We start from the raw sequence: 17472 nt of genomic DNA, 5'->3' as shown, positions 1-17472 counted from the left end.
AAGCGGCCGCGATAGCCCGCGGGTGCGTCAGCCGTGTTGGCGCTCGCGGATCTCGTCGAGGGTCTTGCAGTCGATGCAGAGGGTCGCGGTCGGTCGGGCCTCGAGGCGGCGGACGCCGATCTCGATGCCGCAGGCCTCGCAGTAGCCGTACTCATGGTCCTCGAGCCGTTTCAGGGCCTCGTCGATCTTCTTGATCAGCTTGCGTTCGCGGTCGCGGGTGCGCAGCTCCAGGCTGAACTCGGACTCCTGGGTCGCGCGGTCATTGGGATCGGGGAAGTTGGTCGCGTCGTCCTGCATGTGGTGCAGGGTCCGGTCGACCTCTTCCATCAGGCTCCGCTTCCAGGCCAGGAGGATCTGACGGAAGTGCTCCTCCTGACGGGGATTCATGTACTCCTCGTCCTTCTCGGGGCCATAGGGCGCGATGCCGAACGCCTTGGCACCCTGCTGTTCCGTTTCCGCCATTGGTTTCCTCCTAGAGATTCGAGTCTCACGGCGCCGCCGGCTGCGGTCACCGACACAAAAAGGCAGCGCTTCATAACAAATGCCTTCGGCCTTGGCAACTGCTTTGTCGGTCCGAGTGGCCGCCGCTAGGTTGGCTGGTTGAAGGGTTGACGGTCGATCCTCGTCGCGTGGCATGCCGTGGAGGCCCGCTGCACGGGGGAATCCAGTCGGTGTCGCCCGGCCACGCGGCGCCCGCCGAGGCCGGTGTCGGGTTACGGCGCGCGAGCCTTGTCGTCCGCAGCGACCGCGTTGCCAGCGCGCCTAACCCGACTACGTCGCATCATGTGGCGGGGCCGCGTAGATCGGGTGAGCCCCTCGGGGCGTAACCCGACGGCCGGCGATGCGGCGGCCGCCGGTATGCCGCCGCGTCGGCATGCCCTCGTCGTTCGGAATGGGTCCGCTTCGGTGCTCGGGGTCCGGGGTGCCGCAGCTGTGATAGAGTTCCGGCATCGACGCGGGCCGGCCGGTCCGGATGCCCCGGACCGCCGATACGGCCCGTGCGCCGCTCGCCCACGAATCGAGCCGTGCCGAGATTGGCGCGGCCCGTGGCGCCCCTTCCTGACTGGCCTGGCCGTGGATCACCAATTCACCCATCTGCATCTGCACTCCGAGTACTCCCTCGTCGACGGCCTGATCCGCATCAAGCCGCTCGTCAAGGCCGTCGCCCAGGCCGGCATGCCGGCCGTCGCCGTCACGGACCTGGGCAACCTCTTCGCCCTGGTGCGCTTCTACCGCGCGGCGCTCGCGGCCGGAATCAAGCCGGTCGCCGGGGCCGAGTTGTGGCTCGCCAACGCGCAGGACACCAACAAGCCGCACCGTCTCGTGCTCTTGGTCCAGAACGAGCAGGGCTACCGCAACCTGATGCGGCTGATCTCGCGCGGCTACCTCGAGGGTCAGCACCTGGGCCTGCCGCAGGTGCGCCCGGCCTGGGTCGTCGAGGCCGCCGGGGGGCTGATCGCGCTGTCGGGCGGCGTCGAGGGCGATGTGGCGCGGGCACTCGCGGGGGGGCGGCGCGACGCGGCCGAGCACCGGCTCGATGATTGGCTCGGGGCCTTCGGCGATCGCTACTATCTGGAGCTGACCCGTACCGGGCGGCCCGGTGAGGCCGAGTATCTGGCCGCGGCCGTCGATCTGGCCGGCGCCAAGGGTGTGCCGGTGGTCGCGACCAACGATGTGCGCTTTCTCCTCGCCGAGGATTTCGAGGCCCACGAGGCGCGCGTCTGCATCCACGAGGGGCGCACCCTCGGCGATCCGCGTCGGCCACGGGACTACAGCCCCGAGCAGTTCCTGCGGACGCCGCAGGAGATGGCCGAGCTGTTCGCCGATCTCCCCGAGGCCCTGGAGAACAGCCTCGAGATCGCCAAGCGCTGCAATCTGGAGTTGCGCCTCGGCCAGAGCTTCCTGCCGGCCTTCCCGGTACCGCCGGAGACGACGATCGAGCAGTTCTTCGCCGAGCGCTCGCGCGCCGGCCTGGAGTGGCGCCTGGGGCGGACCTTCGACCGCACGGCGGCGGACTTCGCCGAGCGTCGTCGGGTCTACGACGAGCGTCTCGAGCTGGAGCTGAAGGTCATCAACCAGATGGGCTTCCCCGGCTACTTCCTGATCGTCGCCGACTTCATCGAGTGGGCCAAGGACAATGGCATCCCGGTCGGCCCGGGGCGCGGCTCCGGGGCCGGCTCGCTGGTCGCCTACGCGCTCAAGATCACGGATCTCGACCCGATCGAACACGACCTCCTGTTCGAGCGCTTCCTCAACCCCGAGCGGGTGTCGATGCCGGACTTCGACATCGACTTCTGCATGGAGGGCCGCGACCGCGTCATCGACTATGTTGCACAGCGCTACGGCCGCCAGGCGGTCTCGCAGATCATCACCTTCGGCACGATGGCGGCCAAGGCGGTGGTGCGCGACGTCGGCCGGGTCCTCGGCCACCCCTACGGCTTCGTCGACAAGGTCGCCAAGATGGTGCCCTTCGAACTCGGCATGACGCTGGAGAAGGCGCTCGCCGAGAGCGAGGACCTGAAGACCGCCTATGCCGAGGACGAGGAGGTGCGCGGGATCATCGATCTGGCGCGCAAGCTCGAGGGCCTGGCGCGCAACGCCGGCAAGCACGCCGGCGGCGTGGTCATCGCGCCGACCGAGCTGACCGACTTCGCGCCGCTCTACTGCGAGCCGGGCGGGGCCAACCTAGTCACCCAATACGACAAGGACGACGTCGAACAGGTCGGCCTCGTCAAGTTCGACTTCCTCGGCCTGCGCACGCTGACCATCATCGACTGGGCGCTGAAGACCATCAACGCCGAGCGGACGGAGCGCGGCGAGGCGCCGATCGACATCGCCCTGATCGACCCGGCGGACGCGCAGGCCTTCGCGCTCCTCAAGCGCTGCGAGACCACCGCCGTCTTCCAGCTCGAATCGCGCGGCATGAAGGAGCTGATCAAGAAGCTCAAGCCCGACAGCTTCGAGGACATGACGGCCCTCGTCGCCCTGTTCCGACCGGGTCCGCTGCAATCGGGCATGGTCGACGACTTCATCGCCCGCAAGCACGGCGAGGCGGCGGTCGCCTATCCGCACCCGGACCTGGAGCCGATCCTCAAGCCCACCTACGGCGTGATCCTCTACCAGGAACAGGTCATGCAGATCGCCCAGGTGCTGGCCGGCTACACGCTCGGCGGCGCCGACCTGCTGCGCCGGGCGATGGGCAAGAAGAAGGCCGAGGAGATGGACAAGCAGCGCGCCATCTTCGAACAGGGCGCGGTCGCCCGCGGCGTGGCCGCCGAGACGGCGACCTACATCTTCGACCTGATGGAGAAGTTCGCCGGCTACGGCTTCAACAAGTCGCACTCGGCCGCCTACGCGCTGGTCTCCTACCAGACCCTCTGGCTCAAGGCCAACCATCCGGCCGCCTTCATGGCCGCCGTCCTGAGCGCCGACATGGACAACACCGACAAGGTGGTCGGCCTGATCGACGAGTGCCGGGCGATGGGCCTCACCGTGATTCCGCCGTGCGTCAATCGCTCCGACTACCGGTTCACGACCGCCGGCGCGGGCACCGTCGTCTACGGGATCGGCGCCATCAAGGGGGTCGGGGAGGCGGCCATCGAGGCGATCCTCGCCGGGCGGCGTCGCGACGGGGCCTTCCGCGACCTGTGGGACCTGTGCCGGCGCATCGACCTGCAGAAGGCCAACCGCCGGGTCCTGGAGGCGCTGATCCGCGCCGGTGCCTGCGATGCCCTCGGGGCCAACCGCGCGACCCTGATGACCCAGTTGCCGCTCGCGCTGAAGCTCGCCGAGCAACAGCACGAGACCCAGGCCGTCGGCCAGGGCGATCTGTTCGGGGTCGTCGGCGGCACGACCGCCCCCGAGCCGGACCCTCAACTGGTGCAGACCGTCCAGGACGAGTGGGAGGAGGAGCAGGTCCTCCACGGTGAGAAGGAGACCCTCGGCCTCTACCTGACCGGCCACCCGATCGACCGCTACGAGGCCGAGATCACCGCTATGACCCGCTGCCGCATCGGTGCCCTGATCGACACCGAACGCGGCCGCGGCGATCGCGAGCGGCGCACCGTCGTCGGCCTCGTCGTCAACGTGCGCCAGGCCAAGACCCAGCGCGGGCGCCTCGGCACCGTCCTGCTCGATGACCGCACTGGGCGGATCGAGGCGACCTGCTTTGCCGAGCTCTACGAGCGCGTGCGCGACCGCCTCGTCCCCGACGCGATCCTCGCGGTGACCGGCACGATGAGCTTCGACGAATACCGCGACAGCTGGTCGCTGCGCGCCGACGAGGTCCAGACCCTCGAGGAGGCGCGGGTCACGCTCGCGGACCACCTGGAACTGACCCTGGATCTCAGCGACCCGGCCGAGCACCGGCGCGGCGACGCGCGGCTCGCCGAACTGCGCGAGGCCCTGGCCGCCTTCCGCGGCGAGGGCCTCGCGGTCTGCCTCGACTATCGCTGCCCGGGCGCTCGCGGGCGGTTCATCCTCGGCCGTGACTGGCGGGTGATGCCGAGCGACGCCCTGCTCAAACGCCTGCGCCAGCTCCTCGGACCCGACCGGGTGCGGGTGAGCTACGAGCGGTTGCCCGGCCTGCCCCCCGCTGCGACGCCCGCCGACCACGGCGGGCCGTTTGACCGCGCGCCGACACCGGAAGAGGCCAGGTATTCGGCAGTTCGAGAAGCGCCATAGGGGCACCTTGAAGAATTCAAGGTGCCCGCGCGGGGCAAGAATGCCCCGCCATTTTCAGTCGCCTAACCGACTGAAAATGGAGCGAAGCGGAAACCGCATTTTGGCTTCGCGTCTTCAATGTCCCCATCGAGCGCACTGGCCGCGAGTGTCTGAAAAAGGTGGTTTGTCCCTGAGGTATCCCACAAAATCGGCCGCGACGGCGAGTCGGTACGAACTGGGAGCGCCGGCTTTCAGCCGGCTTCGCGCGCGGGGGCTCGATGACCCCGGCGCGCGACCTTCGGCGCTGGAGCCAGGAGATCACCGATAGGCGCCGCTGGATGGCCGCTCTGCACGTGGCCTTCTACCGGCCCAGACGCCGCCAACGCGGCATCGAGCCGCGACGGCGACGAGCCGGCTAGAAAGCCGGCGCTCCCAGTCAGCCGCGCGACGGCGAGATGGCTCGGATTGCGAGAGCCGGCCTCCGTCGGCCAGTCGACCTACGCCACGGCGGTTTAGGCCTCTTATCCGGGGTACCTCAGGGTCTGTCCGCGCTTCTTACTGCAGGTGGTCGGCCGGCTGCGTGAAGGCGGCGACGTCATCCGCCGTGACTGGCCACTTCTTCCCGAGCCCGAGGTAGGCCGCGATCGACTTGGCGGCGCGACGTCCCGCCCCCATCGCCAGGATGACGGTCGCTCCCCCGGTCACGATATCCCCGCCCGCGAAGACCCCGGGGAGGTTGGTCGCCTGGGTCGCACTCGACGCGCCGTCGTCCGCGACGATGTAGCCCTGCTGGTCGAGGGCGAGATCCGGGGTGGATTCGGTGACGAGCGGATTGGCCCTGGTGCCGAGCGCCGAGATCACGGTATCGCACTCGATATCGAACCGCTCGCCGGTGGGGACCGGTTGGCGGCGCCCGCGGCCGTCAGGTTCCCCGAGTTCCATCCGTTCGACGGTCATGCCGCACACGTCGCCGTCCGAATCGACGCGTACGGCGATCGGCGTATGGAGAAAGAGGAACTCGATGCCTTCCTCTCGCGCATGCCGGAGCTCCTCGACGCGGGCCGGGGCCTCGGCCTCGGAGCGGCGATAGACGCAGACCACCTTGGGTGCGCCGAGACGCTTGGCGACGCGTAGGCAGTCCATGGCGGTGTTGCCGGCCCCGACCACCACGATGCTCCGGCCGCAGCGCACCGGGGTGTCGACACCGGGGAACTGATTGCCGCCCATGAGATTGATGCGGGCGAGGAACTCGTTGGCGCTGTAGACGGTGGCGGCGCTCTCGCCGGGAATGCCGAGGAGTCGCGGGGCACCGGCACCGACGCCGAGGAAGACGGCGTCGAACCCCTTCTCATCGAGCAGTTGAGGCACGGTGAAGGTCTTGCCGATGACCTTGTTGGTCTCGATCTTGACCCCCTGATCGAGCAGTTGCTGCACCTCGCGATCGATGGTTTCCCGAGGCAGGCGGAAGGCGGGGATGCCGTAGCGCAGCACACCGCCGACGACGTGCAGCGCCTCGAAGATGGTGACGTCGCAACCGTATTTCGTCAGATCGGCCGCGGCGGCAAGGCCGGCCGGCCCCGATCCGCAGATGGCGACCTTGCCGAGCCTCGTGTCGCGCTGCGTCGGATTGATCGGCACTGGGGGCACATGGTCGCCGACGAATCGTTCGAGACGGCCGATCGCGACGGGCTCGACCTTGCTCCCGATGATGCAGTGGGCCTCGCACTGCGCCTCCTGCGGGCAGACGCGTCCGCAGATGGAGGGGAAGGCATTGGCCTCGCGGATCACGGCCGCCGCCCCCTCGAGGTCGCGCACCAGCAGGTGGCGCATGAAGCGGGGGATATCGACCTGCACCGGACAGCCGGCGATGCATTTGGGCCGGCCGCACTGGATGCAGCGCTCGGCCTCCGCCAGCGCCATGTCGAGGGTGTAGCCGAGGTTCACCTCTTCGAAGTTGCCGGCGCGCTCGGCGGCGTTGCGCTCGGGCATGGGCACTTGGTGCGGTGCGAGTTGGGCGATCTTCTTGTAGTTGCGCCGCTGCTCGTCGAAGAGCTGCTGTTCGAGGTGGCAACGGTGGGCCCAGTGCTCGCTCGCCTGGGACTCTTGCGGGCCGAAGCGCCTTTGCCGGGCCATGAGTTCGGCGAAATCGACCTTGTGACCATCGAAATCCGGGCCTTCGACACAGGCGAATTTCACCTCGCCATCGACGGTCACGCGACAGGAACCACACATCCCCGTCCCGTCCACCATGATGGTGTTGAGGCTCACCCGCGTCTCGATGCCGAAGGGCCGCGTCGTTTCGGCGCAGGCCCGCATCATCGGCAGGGGACCGATGGCCACGACCAGATCCGGTCGATCCCGCTCGATGAGCTCCCGAAGCGCCTCGGTCACGAGGCCCGGTCTGCCGTAGCTGCCGTCGTCGGTGCAGACGAGCAGCTCGTCGCAATGCGCCTGGAATCGCTCTTCCCAGAAGACCAGTCCTTTGCTGCGGAAGCCGACGATGGCCGTGACCCGGTTGCCCGCCTCCCGGAAGGCCCGAAGCTGCGGGTAGACTGGCGCGACGCCGAGCCCCCCGCCGACCAGGACGACATGGCCTACCCGGGCGATCTCTTGCGGCCGGCCGAGCGGGCCGACGAAATCGGCGAAGCAGTCGCCCTCGCGATAGCCTTTCGCCATTTCCCGGGTCGTCTTCCCCAGGGCCTGAATCACCATCGTCACCGTGCCCTGGCCGGGATCGAAGTCGGCCACGGTCAGGGGGATGCGCTCGCCACCCTCATGCAACCGCAGCATCACGAAATGGCCCGGACGGGCCGCGCGCGCGACATCCGGGGCCTGGACCTCCCACAGGAATGTGGTATCGGAGAAGGCGAGGCGTCTGACAATAGTGTACATAGGCGGCCTTAATACATTGGGCTGGGCGGCTTGGTATCAGGTTTCACCCCTGCACGTCAAGCCGCCGTGACGGGGCGCCGACCAAAGTCGTACCTTCTGGCGAGTGGTCATTGACGGAAATCCCCGGTCGCCGACGGCCGATCGGGCACGCCTGTCGTCCGTCACGGCGGCGGGTTTCATGGCTGGGATGGAAGACGCGCAGCGAAGATGCGATGTCCGCCTCACTTCGTTTTCAGTCGTTTAGGCGACTGGAACGGGAGGGCATCCGAGCCCCGCATGGAAACCTCGAATCGTTCGAGGCACCCTTTCACCCATTCGGACGTTGCGCAGCCCGTCGGCGGGCGATCGTTCAGGGTCTTTCCGGCCCCTATCCAAGGCGGGGTTTCGGGACTAGAGTCGCGGTTCTACAACCTTCAATCTTCAGCGAGCACGAGGTCATGTCCGAGAAGGCCACCCTGGTCGTCGGCGACGCCCACTACGATCTTCCGATCATCGAAGGCAGCGAGGGCGAGCGGGCCGTCGACATCCGTCAGCTACGCGCCCGCAGCGGTCTCATCACGCTCGATCCCGGGTACGGCAACACCGGCAGCTGCGAGAGCGCCATCACCTTCATCGACGGCGATCGGGGCATCCTGCGCTACCGCGGGATCCCGATCGAGCAGTTCGCCGAGGCGCCGAACTTCGTCGAGGTGGCCTGGCTGCTGATCTTCGGCCATCTGCCGACCCGGGAGGAATACCGGGCCTTCGCCGCCGACCTGACCGCCCAGGCCGACCTCGACGAGAACATGAAGCACCACTTCGAGGGCTTCCCGCGCTCGGCCCCGCCGATGGCCATCCTCTCGGCGATGATCAACGCCCTGTCGTGCTTCCACCCGGAGCTCTTCGAACTCGAAGACCAGGAGCGCTTCCGGATGGCCGCGGCGCGCCTCATCAGCAAGATCCGCACGATCGCCGCCTATGCCTATCGCCATTCGCGCGGGCTGCCCTTCATCTACCCGGATCCGCGGCTGCGCTACGTGCCCAATTTCCTGCACATGCTCTTCTCGCAGCCCTACGTGCAGTGGCACTGCGACGAGGCGGTCTGCGAGGCGCTGAACCTGGTGCTGATCCTGCACGCCGACCACGAGCAGAACTGCTCGACCTCGACGGTGCGCATGGTGGGTTCCAGCCAGGCCAATCTCTTCGCCTCCTGCGCGGCCGGTGTCTGCGCCCTGTGGGGGCCGCTGCACGGCGGGGCCAACGTCGAGGTCCTGACGATGCTCGAGCAGATCCACGGCGGCAATCTGACCGCCGAGGAGTACGTGCGCCTCGCCAAGGATCGCGACAGCAAGGTGCGTCTGATGGGCTTCGGCCACCGCGTCTACAAGAACTTCGACCCGCGGGCCAGGATGCTGGCCGAGGTCGCTGAACGGCTGCTCGCGCGTCTCGGTCAGGATGACCCCCTGTTGCAGATCGCGCGGCGCCTCGAGGAGATCGCGCTTCGGGACCCCTATTTCGTCGATCGCCAGCTCTACCCGAACGTCGACTTCTACAGCGGTATCATCCTGCGGGCCATCGGTATCCCGACGAACATGTTCACCGTCATCTTCGCGATCGGCCGGCTGCCTGGCTGGATCGCCCACTGGTGGGAGCAGCGTCAGGGGGACGGTAGCCGGATCGCTCGGCCGCGGCAGATCTACGTCGGCGATTGCGAGCGGCCGTACGTGGCGATGGACGAGCGCCTCTGACGCCTCCTTGGCGAGGCCGGGCCTCGCCGCGTGACCTGACGGTCCAGCGCCGAATGTCGGGTTGCGCTGCGCACAACTCGTGCTTTTTCGTAGAATGCCGCACACGCCTGACCCGACCCCTCGACGTAGGAATCGCCGGTGGTGGTAGCCGGCGGGAGGGTACCGCGTAAACCGACAAGCCAGCGCCGGATGGGGCGCCGGATGGGGAAGGAGGACAAGCGAATGATCGAGGGCACGACCAGGGCATCCCGGACGGGATACGAGACGGTGCCCGATGAGGTCTACGCCGAGATCGCCGAACGCTTCGCCGGGTTGTGCGATCTGGACTCCAAGCGGCTCTTGCCGGCCATACTGGGCGAGTTGGCGCGGCTCGGCCGCATGGAGTTGACGCCGCTCCAGCGGTTCGATCTGCTCGAGCCGTTGGGGCCGTTGATCAGGCACGCGAGGGCCAGGCTCCCGAAGCCGCTGGCCGGCGCTGAGCGAGGCAGTGACGCCGATGGGGAGCCCCCGACGGTCGAGCAGCACCTCTACCTGCTCCTGGTGGAGAATCTCCAACTGCTCCTGCGCGATCTCGATCGGCCGAGGTATCTCGCCGTCGAGGGCCGGGATGCGAAGCGCCGCTGGGCCCAGGTCCGGCTGATGAAGACCCTCGGGCGTCAGATCTACTATGCGGGATCGAACCGGCGACGGGTCCCGTCGGGCACCTGGCGGGCATTGCACGACCTCTTCATCTATCTGGTGATGCGCAGCGAGGTCAGATTACAGCCGCCTGGGCGCGCGCCGCGCATCCGCCGCGGCTTCCAGTTCGAACCGGCCTACAAGGCCCTGTTGCTGCTCGGGTTCTACGATGGGCTCGCGCAGACCGCGAGAGGTGGGGCGGATGGCCTGCCGCCGCTCGATCCGGCGCTCGTGCGCCAGTGCTCGCAGTGGGCGTTCGAGACCTGGCTGATCGACCCGGACGGGCTGCTCGAGCGGACCGACCTGATCCTGGTCGAGACGGGGAAGGATGCCCCGCCGCGGCTGGAGAGCGCCATCCTGCACGACCCCTTCGGCGGCTGGGTCCTGATCCCGGCCCGGGGGTTTCTCGACCTGCTGGCCCGCGGCGGCACGGCGCTGCCGCATCATCTGCCCTCGGTGGCCGGGTGAGCCGGGAGGTCGCGATCGCCCCGAGCATGACGGACATCGCGTACCGCCCCCGCTGGAGAGTGCCCGGCTCAGATCAGCTGAGGATCCCCTGGAGCGCCTTCATGCCCGCGGGCTTGAGCAGGTAGTCGTCGAACAGCCCGCGTTCGCGGCGAGTCTCGTTCGGCGGGTAGCCGGAGAGGGCGACGACCCGGATCATGGGCCGCTGCGGCAGCTCCGCCAGGCGCCGCGCCACCTCGATGCCGTCGATGTCATCGAGCCCGATGTCGAGCAACACCACGTCGGGCGGCGAGCGCCGCACGAGTTCCAGTGCCTCGAGGCCGCTGCCGGCCGTCGAGACGGTGTGGCCCAGGGCGACGAGCAGCCTCCGCGACGCGTCGAGGATCTCCGGGTTGTCGTCGACGATCAGGACATGCTTCTTCGCGCCCGCCGCCGCGTCTGTCGGGATCTCGGTGGCAGGCACCGCCGCTGCGGGTTCTTGTCCGAGTGGCAGGGTCACGACGAAGCGGCTGCCGCGACCGCGGCCGGCGCTCTCGGCCGCGACCGTGCCGGCGTGCAGTTCCACCAGGCGCTTGACCAGGGTCAGACCGACGCCGAGGCCGCCCTCCGGCGGGGTAGCCGAGCCACGGCCCTGGCGGAAGGCGTCGAAGATGAAGGGGAGGGCATCGGGTTCGATGCCGCGGCCGTCGTCCTCGATCGTGAGCCGCGCCTGGCCGCCGTCGGCGACGAGGGCGATACGGATCGTGCCGCCTTCATCCGTGTACTTCGAGGCATTGTGCAGCAGGTTGGCGATGATCTGCGTCAGGCGGGTGGCATCGCCGCGCATCGGCAGCGGGCTCATTGGCAGCGCGTCCTCGAGTCGATGCCCGCGTGCCCGGATCATGGGTCCGGCGGACTCCAGGGTCTCGCGCGCGATCGCTGCCAGGTCGATCGGTTCGCACCGCAGTTGGATCGCGCCGCGGGTGATGCGCGCGACGTCGAGCAGGTCATCGACGAGGCGACCCAGATGACGGGTCTGACGGTCGATGATCTGCAGCGCCCATTGCGTGGTCGGTGGGTCGTCGCGACGCAGCCCTGCCACCTCGAGGGCGTGGCGCATCGGGGCCAGCGGGTTGCGCAGCTCGTGGCCGAGCATCGATAGGAACTCGTCCTTGCGGCGATCGGCCTCGGCCAACCGGGCGGCCTGGCGACGCAGGTTCGCCTCCAGCGTCTGGCGTTCGGTGACGTCCATCGCCAGCGACAGCACCGAGACGGGTCGGCCGGCGGTGTCGCGCAGGACCGAGTTGTGCCATTCGCACCAGATCGCGCCACCGTCCTTGCGCCGATTGCGGGTGAGGATCTTCCCGCACGCGTCGGACCCGGCGAGCAGGGCGGCGATGGTCGCGGCGACCGCGGGTCGGTCCGTCTCGTCGATGAGGTCGAGGGCCTCCAGCGGGCGGCCGAGGACCTCGGCCTTGCGCCAGCCGAAGATCCGCTCGGCGGCCGGCGACCAGCCGAGGATGCGGGCCTCGGGGCTCCACTCGAGGGCGGCGACCGGGGTGCTGTCGAAGTGGCGCTCGAGGCGCTCGAGGGTCGCGCGGCAATGCCGCTCCGTCTCCTGCGGGGCGGCGACGTCGGCGAAGGTGACGAGGACCAGGTCGGGCTGGCCGACCTCGATGAGCGGTGTCGCCGTCACCTGCACCGCGCAGCCGCGCGTGCCCGGGCCCATCCGGCAGACGGTCGCGCTCGCCGGGATGCCCTCGACGAGTGCTCGATCGAGCACCGCGCGCAGCCGCTCGCGGTAGTCCTCGGGGAGTCGGCCGAGCAGGTCGTCCTCGGGCGGCTCGACGCTGGGGCCGAGGTAGTCGGCGACCGGGCCGTGACGATGCAGGATGCGGTAGCGCGCGTCGATCAGGAGCGCCGCCGGCGTGAAGCGCGCGAGGAGGGTCTGCTCCAGCAGTCCGGCGAGCCGCCCCTCGACGGCCGGGGGGGTGGGGCGAGTCAGGTGTCGGAGGAGTGCGGCGGGGATCTCCTCGACCGCCGACACCTGGTCTGCGAACTCGGCCGGGCGCGTCCCGGCCTGGGCGACGAGCAGGCCGCCGCGCGCCTTGATCCGGGCGATTCCCTGAGCCTCGGCGATGCACGCGTCCGACAGCAGGACGCCGATCGCCAGTCCCCGCCGGTCGTCGGCGAGGCTGGAGAAGAACCGGTCGATCCCGGTCGTCGAGGCGCCGAGGGGCGACGACGCGCTCAGTTGCAGGTGGCCACCGACGATCGTCGCCGCCGTGTCGGGCGCGACGACATGGATGCGATTCGCGGCGACCGGCAGGCCGTCGCCGGCCGCTACGACCTGCAGCGTCGTGAAGGCGCCGATTAGCTCGGCCGTCAGGGCCGGGTGCCGCGGATTGGGAGCCTGGACGACGACGAAGCCGATGCCTGTGTCGGGCGGCATGCCTCGGAGCAGGCGACGCAGCACCGCGCGATCGGCGGCATCGGCGCGGATCGCGGCGATCGGCGGCTGGGGTTCGGGACGGGATCCGGTCGGCTTCGAGGCGTCTTGCGGCATGGCCGAACCTCCTGCTGCTCACCTGATCGGTGCAGCTCGGACATGGGGGCGAGGTTCCGCAACCTACCTCCGCGGCGGCGCGCCCCCGGCAGCCGACCCGGCCGGTGCGCCCTCAGGTTCCGCGCGGCGGTGCGCGGGTGCGGATCGCTACGCTCGAACTATAGCCGATCGATCGGGGGTTCCGCATGGAACGCCGGGCGCCCGTCGGAGATCCTGGGAGGTGCCATGGAGGCGCGCGCTGGTCTGGCCCGAACATGTTTTAATACCGACCCGCCCCTTCCCATCCCATTCTCCGAGGTGTCTTGTCGTGGAGCGTTTAATCGAGAGGCTGCTGTTCGCCAGCCGCTGGATCCTGGCCCCCGTCTATCTGGGGCTGTCGTTGGTGCTGATCGCCTTGGCCATCAAGTTCTTCCAGGAGGCCTATCACGTCCTCAGCCATATCTGGGTCATGAAGGAGTCCGATATGGTGCTGACAGTCCTCTCGATGATCGATCTGGTCCTGGTCGCGAGCCTGGTCATCATGGTGATGTTCTCCGGCTACGAGAACTTCGTCTCGCAGATCGACGTCGAGGGCAAGGACACCGAGATCGGCTGGATGGGCAAGCTCGACGCCGGGAGCCTGAAGCTCAAGGTCGCCGCCTCGATCGTCGCCATCTCGTCGATCCACCTCCTCAAGATCTTCATGAACGCGACCGAGATCCCGAACGACAAGCTCCTCTGGTACGTGATCCTGCACCTGACCTTCGTCGTCTCGGCCCTCCTGATGGGGGTCCTCGACCGGATCACATCGGCCACGAAGGGGCACTGACCGCGAGGCCCTCAGCGGGCCGGCTTGTGGAAGCGCAGCAGGTAGTGCTCGCGCAGCAGGTCGGCCTCGCCGTCGAAGACGAATCCCGCCTGCCGGATCTCCTCGGCGAAGACCTCCTTGCCGGCGCGCACGTGGCCCATGACCCAGGCGGGGCTCTCCCCGGGGATGCGCTCGTAGTCGACCAAGATCAGCCGACCGCCTGGGCGTAACGCCCGATGGATCGAGCCCAGCATCGCCGCTGGCCGCTCGAAGTGGTGGTAGGTATCGCAGAGGAAGACCAGGTCGACCGATTCGGGCGGTAACCCGGTATCGACCTGGGAGTTGACGACACCGACGACGTTCGCGAGCCCGCGCTCGGTGGCCGTGCGCTCGATGTTCCGGACGAACCCCTCGGCGATGTCGACGGCGAAGACGCGGCCGGTCGGCCCGACCGACTCGGCGAACAGCCAGGTGAAGAGCCCCGTGCCGGCGCCGATGTCGGCGATGTCCATGCCGGGCTGCGGGTCGACGGCCATCAGGATGGCCTGGCGTCGATCGTAGACCTCGCGGCCCGGCCGTTCGAAACGTTCGACCCAACGGTCGTAGTCGGGATCCTGATACGGCTCGTTGATCGCCGGATCGGCGCTGGGGGCCAACGGCAGCGCCGCCGTTGAGAGGCCGATCGAGAGCAGGCCCAGCAGGGCGCAGGTGACGAGGCGAGGGAAGGGGAAGGGCATCTGAGGTCTCCGGGGCGAGCGGTTGCTACGGCGTCGAGGCGCGGTCCCTCGGCGCGGGCGTCGTTCAGCCCGCCTGGCAGCGCGGGCACCAGTAGGTCGCGCGTCGGTCGGCGCCGAGCCGGGCATAGGCGAGCGCGGTCCCGCAGGCGTGGCAAGGCCGGCCGCGCCGACGGTAGACCCACAGGCCGTCGGGCTCGTTGGCGACGCGGCGCGTGATCCGCGGTCCGCCGCCCAGATTGTCGCGCAAGAGCCCCCGCGCGCGGCGGTAGAGGGCCGCGATCCCGGCATCCTCGATCGCGCCGAGCCTCGCCAGCGGGTGGCGGCGCTCCAGGAACAGGACCTCGCACTTGTAGACGTTGCCGATCCCGGCCGCGATCCGCTGGTCGAGCAGCAGATCGACGAGCGGCGTCGTCGGGTCGAGGAGCTCGCGGGCGCGGCGCACGATCGCCGTCTCGTCGGCCTCGCTGGCGATCAGGTCCGGTCCCAGCCGCGTCGCGAGCGCGCGATGGCGCAGCCCCTGGTCGCGCAGCCGCTCGACCTCCCGCGGCCCGAAGCAGACATAGACCTCATCCTCGACCCGCAGTTCGATCGCCGCCTCGCGCGCCGGCCGCCGCCAGGGCTCGTCGCGCCCGTAGCGGTGCCAGGCCCCCCACATCCCGAGATGGCTGCGCAGCAGGGTCCCGTCGTCGAGGGCGATCAGCAGGTGCTTGCCGAGTGCCCACACCGCCTCGATCCGTCGCCCGGCGAGCGACTGGACGGTCGCTGTTCGCACGACGCCGGTGGCGATCGTCCGCCCGACGAGCCGCGGACCCAGGTACGCGGCCAGCTTGTGTATCGTGTCGCCCTCGGGCATCCCGACGAAGCTCCGGTGTGTCGAACACTGTGCGAAGAATACCGTCGCGCGACAGCCCCGACTCCCTGCAAGGGTAGAGGTTAACGCACATGGCGGGGTATCACCCCGGGGAATAAAATGGCGCCGTTCGCCCCGCCCGTCGGCCGGGGAGTACCCTCTCGGGGATAAGGCCAACGGCCGAGGCGATCAAGAAATGGCGGACATCAGATCGGGATCATGCGCCGGCGTGCCCAACGTCATGCAGCTGAAAGGAGGTCGTCCGTGAAACTGTTCCAATCCTTTTTCGGGGCCGAATCGCGCGGGCGTTACCCAGAGTCGCTCCTCGAGATGGCGATCGAGCGCGCCGTCGATGGCACGGATCCGCGGCTGCGGCTCCTGCCGGGCTATCGCAAGCGGTTGCGCGAGCCGGTCATCCACGCAATCGACCATGTAGTCGCGCTGGTCGACGCCATCCCCGAGCCCGTTCCGGCCGGGCGCGCCGACCACGGCGCCGAGCCCCGCCTGGCCGCCTTGTTCAGCTCGGCCGACGAGATGCTGCAACATTTCAGCCAGGAGGCCGCGCTCGCGGAGTTCATGTCCGGTCCTGGAGGCGGTGCCGAGCGGATTACGGCCCTGCTGCTGGCGGAGCGGGTCGAGCGGCACATCCTCGGCATGGAACTGGTCGGCGACCAGGTGCAGCGCGATGTGCCGCAGGTGACCGTGAGCTTCACCGCGCATCGCCTGCTCGATCCGAACGCGAGCGAGGCGGAGATGCGCCGCCTGCTGAAGCGTCGCGCCTTCGACCATCTGCTCGTGCTGGCGCTGACGCGGATCGCCGAGGCGCGCGTCGAGCGGACCGACCTCGTGCGCCAGCGCGATCTGCTGCGGCGCAAGCTCCAGGCGCTCGAGCGCGGCGGTTGGACCTTCGAGGCGCCGCAGGAGGGTCGATCAGACCCGGCCGCCCTGGTGGCCGAGCTCGATGCGATCACCGAACAACTGGCGGCCATCGGGGTCGAGCGCGACGTCCTGCCGAACCATCTGAGCATCGTCGCCGAACTGCTCGGCGACGCCGAGCATCAACTCTGGAGCGGGGGGATTCAGCTGCATCTGGACAGGATGAACATCCAGCGCGACGCACGGGACCCCTTGGCGCGGCTACTCGTCTTCGGTGAGCTGAACAACGCCCGCGGACGGCGGGTCGTGATGCTGCCGGTCGAGATCCGCCCCGCCGATCTGCCGGCCCGCGAGGATTTCGTCGCTGCGGCGGAGCGTTATCTGCGCTGATGGCGACCGTGAAAAATTGCCATCCGGGCAATTTTTCAAGACGCGAAGCGACAATGCGATATCCGCTTCGCTTCATTTCCAGTCGCTTAGGCGACTGAAAATGGCGGAGGCCCCTTGCTCCGCGCAGGCACCTTGAGTCTTTCAAGGTGCCCTGATCTCAGCCCGGATCTTTGCGATGAGTCGGTTCTTGCCTCGAGCCGCGAATCATCTGCGGTGAATCGAGTCGGTGATGAAGCGGTCGACGGTCGTTTCCGGGATCATGCCCAGTGCCTATCTGGCGATATGGGTGGCGTCGCATCGCACCGCGATGCCGAGATGCCAAATCATGAGGCCCGCCCGGCTCGCAGCGCAGCCGAGCGAAACCTCCCAGTCGGGATGGTCACCGACTCCGCCGCATCTGCCCGAACAGGACCCCGCCGATCGCGCCGGCCGCGGCCCCGGCGCCAGCGTCGCCAGCGATGGCGCCCACGATCGCGCCCTTGGCGGCGCCGCTGACCATATCCCCAGCCGGCGTATCGGGGGTGCGCCGCTGCATGCCGCCGAAGAGCGCGCCGCCGACAGCCCCGGCGGCCGCACCCGCACCAGCATCGCCGGCGATTGCGCCGATGACCGCGCCCTTCGCGGCCCCAGTGACCGTGTCGCCCAATATGGCCTCATTCGAGCGTTGGGCGACTGCCCCGTTCGCCCCGGCAAAGAGCAGGGCCGCGGCCACCGCATAGAGCGCGGATTTGTTCATTAGATAGTGCCTGGAAGAAAACCCCGTTGAATTCAAAAAAACCGCTGGCCTCATGCCGCCCCGGCGGCGGCTTTTCATTCGGATCGAGGCCGTCAGCGAGGAATACGGGGGGGCGATGTGAATTGCT

11 protein-coding genes are annotated in these 17472 nt (G+C 68.8%); 5 read left to right on the top strand and 6 right to left on the bottom strand.

All coding sequences use genetic code 11. The features are described from left to right. Positions 1-27: 27 nt before the first annotated feature. Positions 28-462: an RNA polymerase-binding protein DksA gene (gene dksA / locus CKO41_RS18720; protein ID WP_242464316.1), complete on the bottom strand. Its 435-nt coding sequence runs from the start codon at positions 460-462 to the stop codon at positions 28-30. Positions 463-1074: 612 nt separating this feature from the next. On the opposite strand from dksA, the gene dnaE reads away from it, so the two are divergent. After that, positions 1075-4683, top strand: coding sequence for a DNA polymerase III subunit alpha (dnaE, locus tag CKO41_RS13205; protein WP_338115587.1), 3609 nt, complete (start codon positions 1075-1077; stop codon positions 4681-4683). A gap of 534 nt (positions 4684-5217) precedes the next feature. Here the strand turns inward: dnaE and gltA are convergent. Then, positions 5218-7554 carry an NADPH-dependent glutamate synthase gene (gene gltA, locus CKO41_RS13200; RefSeq protein ID WP_200382643.1) on the bottom strand — a complete coding sequence of 779 codons (2337 nt, stop codon included), beginning with the start codon at positions 7552-7554 and terminating at the stop codon, positions 5218-5220. 437 nt (positions 7555-7991) lie between these two features. On the opposite strand from gltA, the gene CKO41_RS13195 reads away from it, so the two are divergent. Continuing rightward, positions 7992-9281, top strand: coding sequence for a citrate synthase (locus CKO41_RS13195; protein WP_200382642.1), 1290 nt, complete (start codon positions 7992-7994; stop codon positions 9279-9281). 222 nt (positions 9282-9503) lie between these two features. Beyond that, complete coding sequence (locus tag CKO41_RS13190; RefSeq protein WP_200382633.1) at positions 9504-10427, top strand: cyclic-di-GMP receptor FimW-related protein; 924 nt, start codon at positions 9504-9506, stop codon at positions 10425-10427. A gap of 73 nt (positions 10428-10500) precedes the next feature. Here the strand turns inward: CKO41_RS13190 and CKO41_RS13185 are convergent, their stop codons facing one another. Continuing rightward, complete coding sequence (locus CKO41_RS13185; protein ID WP_200382631.1) at positions 10501-12969, bottom strand: ATP-binding protein; 2469 nt, start codon at positions 12967-12969, stop codon at positions 10501-10503. A 307-nt stretch (positions 12970-13276) separates the two neighbouring features. Between CKO41_RS13185 and CKO41_RS13180 the strand changes: the two genes are divergently transcribed. Further along, positions 13277-13777, top strand: coding sequence for a TIGR00645 family protein (locus tag CKO41_RS13180; protein ID WP_200249916.1), 501 nt, complete (start codon positions 13277-13279; stop codon positions 13775-13777). Positions 13778-13788: 11 nt separating this feature from the next. On the opposite strand, the gene CKO41_RS13175 is transcribed toward CKO41_RS13180, so the two are convergent. Continuing rightward, entirely contained in the window at positions 13789-14493 is a 705-nt protein-coding gene (locus tag CKO41_RS13175) for a class I SAM-dependent methyltransferase (protein WP_200382629.1), read from the bottom strand. Between the two features lie 64 nt (positions 14494-14557). Then, positions 14558-15346, bottom strand: coding sequence for a DNA-formamidopyrimidine glycosylase family protein (locus tag CKO41_RS13170; RefSeq protein ID WP_200382627.1), 789 nt, complete (start codon positions 15344-15346; stop codon positions 14558-14560). Positions 15347-15607: 261 nt separating this feature from the next. Between CKO41_RS13170 and CKO41_RS13165 the strand changes: the two genes are divergently transcribed. Next, a complete protein-coding gene (locus tag CKO41_RS13165) occupies positions 15608-16609 on the top strand; it encodes a hypothetical protein (RefSeq protein WP_200249913.1) in 1002 nt (333 codons plus the stop codon). A gap of 379 nt (positions 16610-16988) precedes the next feature. Here the strand turns inward: CKO41_RS13165 and CKO41_RS13160 are convergent. Next, positions 16989-17472: glycine zipper family protein (locus CKO41_RS13160; RefSeq protein ID WP_338115586.1), on the bottom strand; the 484-nt coding region annotated here is incomplete at its 5' end.

Origin of the sequence: Thiococcus pfennigii (genome assembly GCF_016583835.1) — a bacterium.
In the GTDB taxonomy this organism is placed as follows: domain Bacteria; phylum Pseudomonadota; class Gammaproteobacteria; order Chromatiales; family Chromatiaceae; genus Thiococcus; species Thiococcus pfennigii.
The sequence above is the reverse complement of the archived record's forward strand: the minus strand, read 5'-3'. Positions and strand labels throughout refer to the sequence as shown.

Bases quoted from the DNA above. Each gene is read 5' to 3' on its own strand.
- dksA (WP_242464316.1), bottom strand. From the start codon at position 462: ATGGCGGAAACGGAACAGCAGGGTGCCAAGGCGTTCGGCATCGCGCCC.
- CKO41_RS13175 (WP_200382629.1), bottom strand. From the start codon at position 14,493: ATGCCCTTCCCCTTCCCTCGCCTCGTCACCTGCGCCCTGCTGGGCCTG.
- CKO41_RS13190 (WP_200382633.1), top strand. From the start codon at position 9,504: ATGATCGAGGGCACGACCAGGGCATCCCGGACGGGATACGAGACGGTG.
- CKO41_RS13195 (WP_200382642.1), top strand. From the start codon at position 7,992: ATGTCCGAGAAGGCCACCCTGGTCGTCGGCGACGCCCACTACGATCTT.
- CKO41_RS13170 (WP_200382627.1), bottom strand. From the start codon at position 15,346: ATGCCCGAGGGCGACACGATACACAAGCTGGCCGCGTACCTGGGTCCG.
- gltA (WP_200382643.1), bottom strand. From the start codon at position 7,554: ATGTACACTATTGTCAGACGCCTCGCCTTCTCCGATACCACATTCCTG.
- CKO41_RS13185 (WP_200382631.1), bottom strand. From the start codon at position 12,969: ATGCCGCAAGACGCCTCGAAGCCGACCGGATCCCGTCCCGAACCCCAG.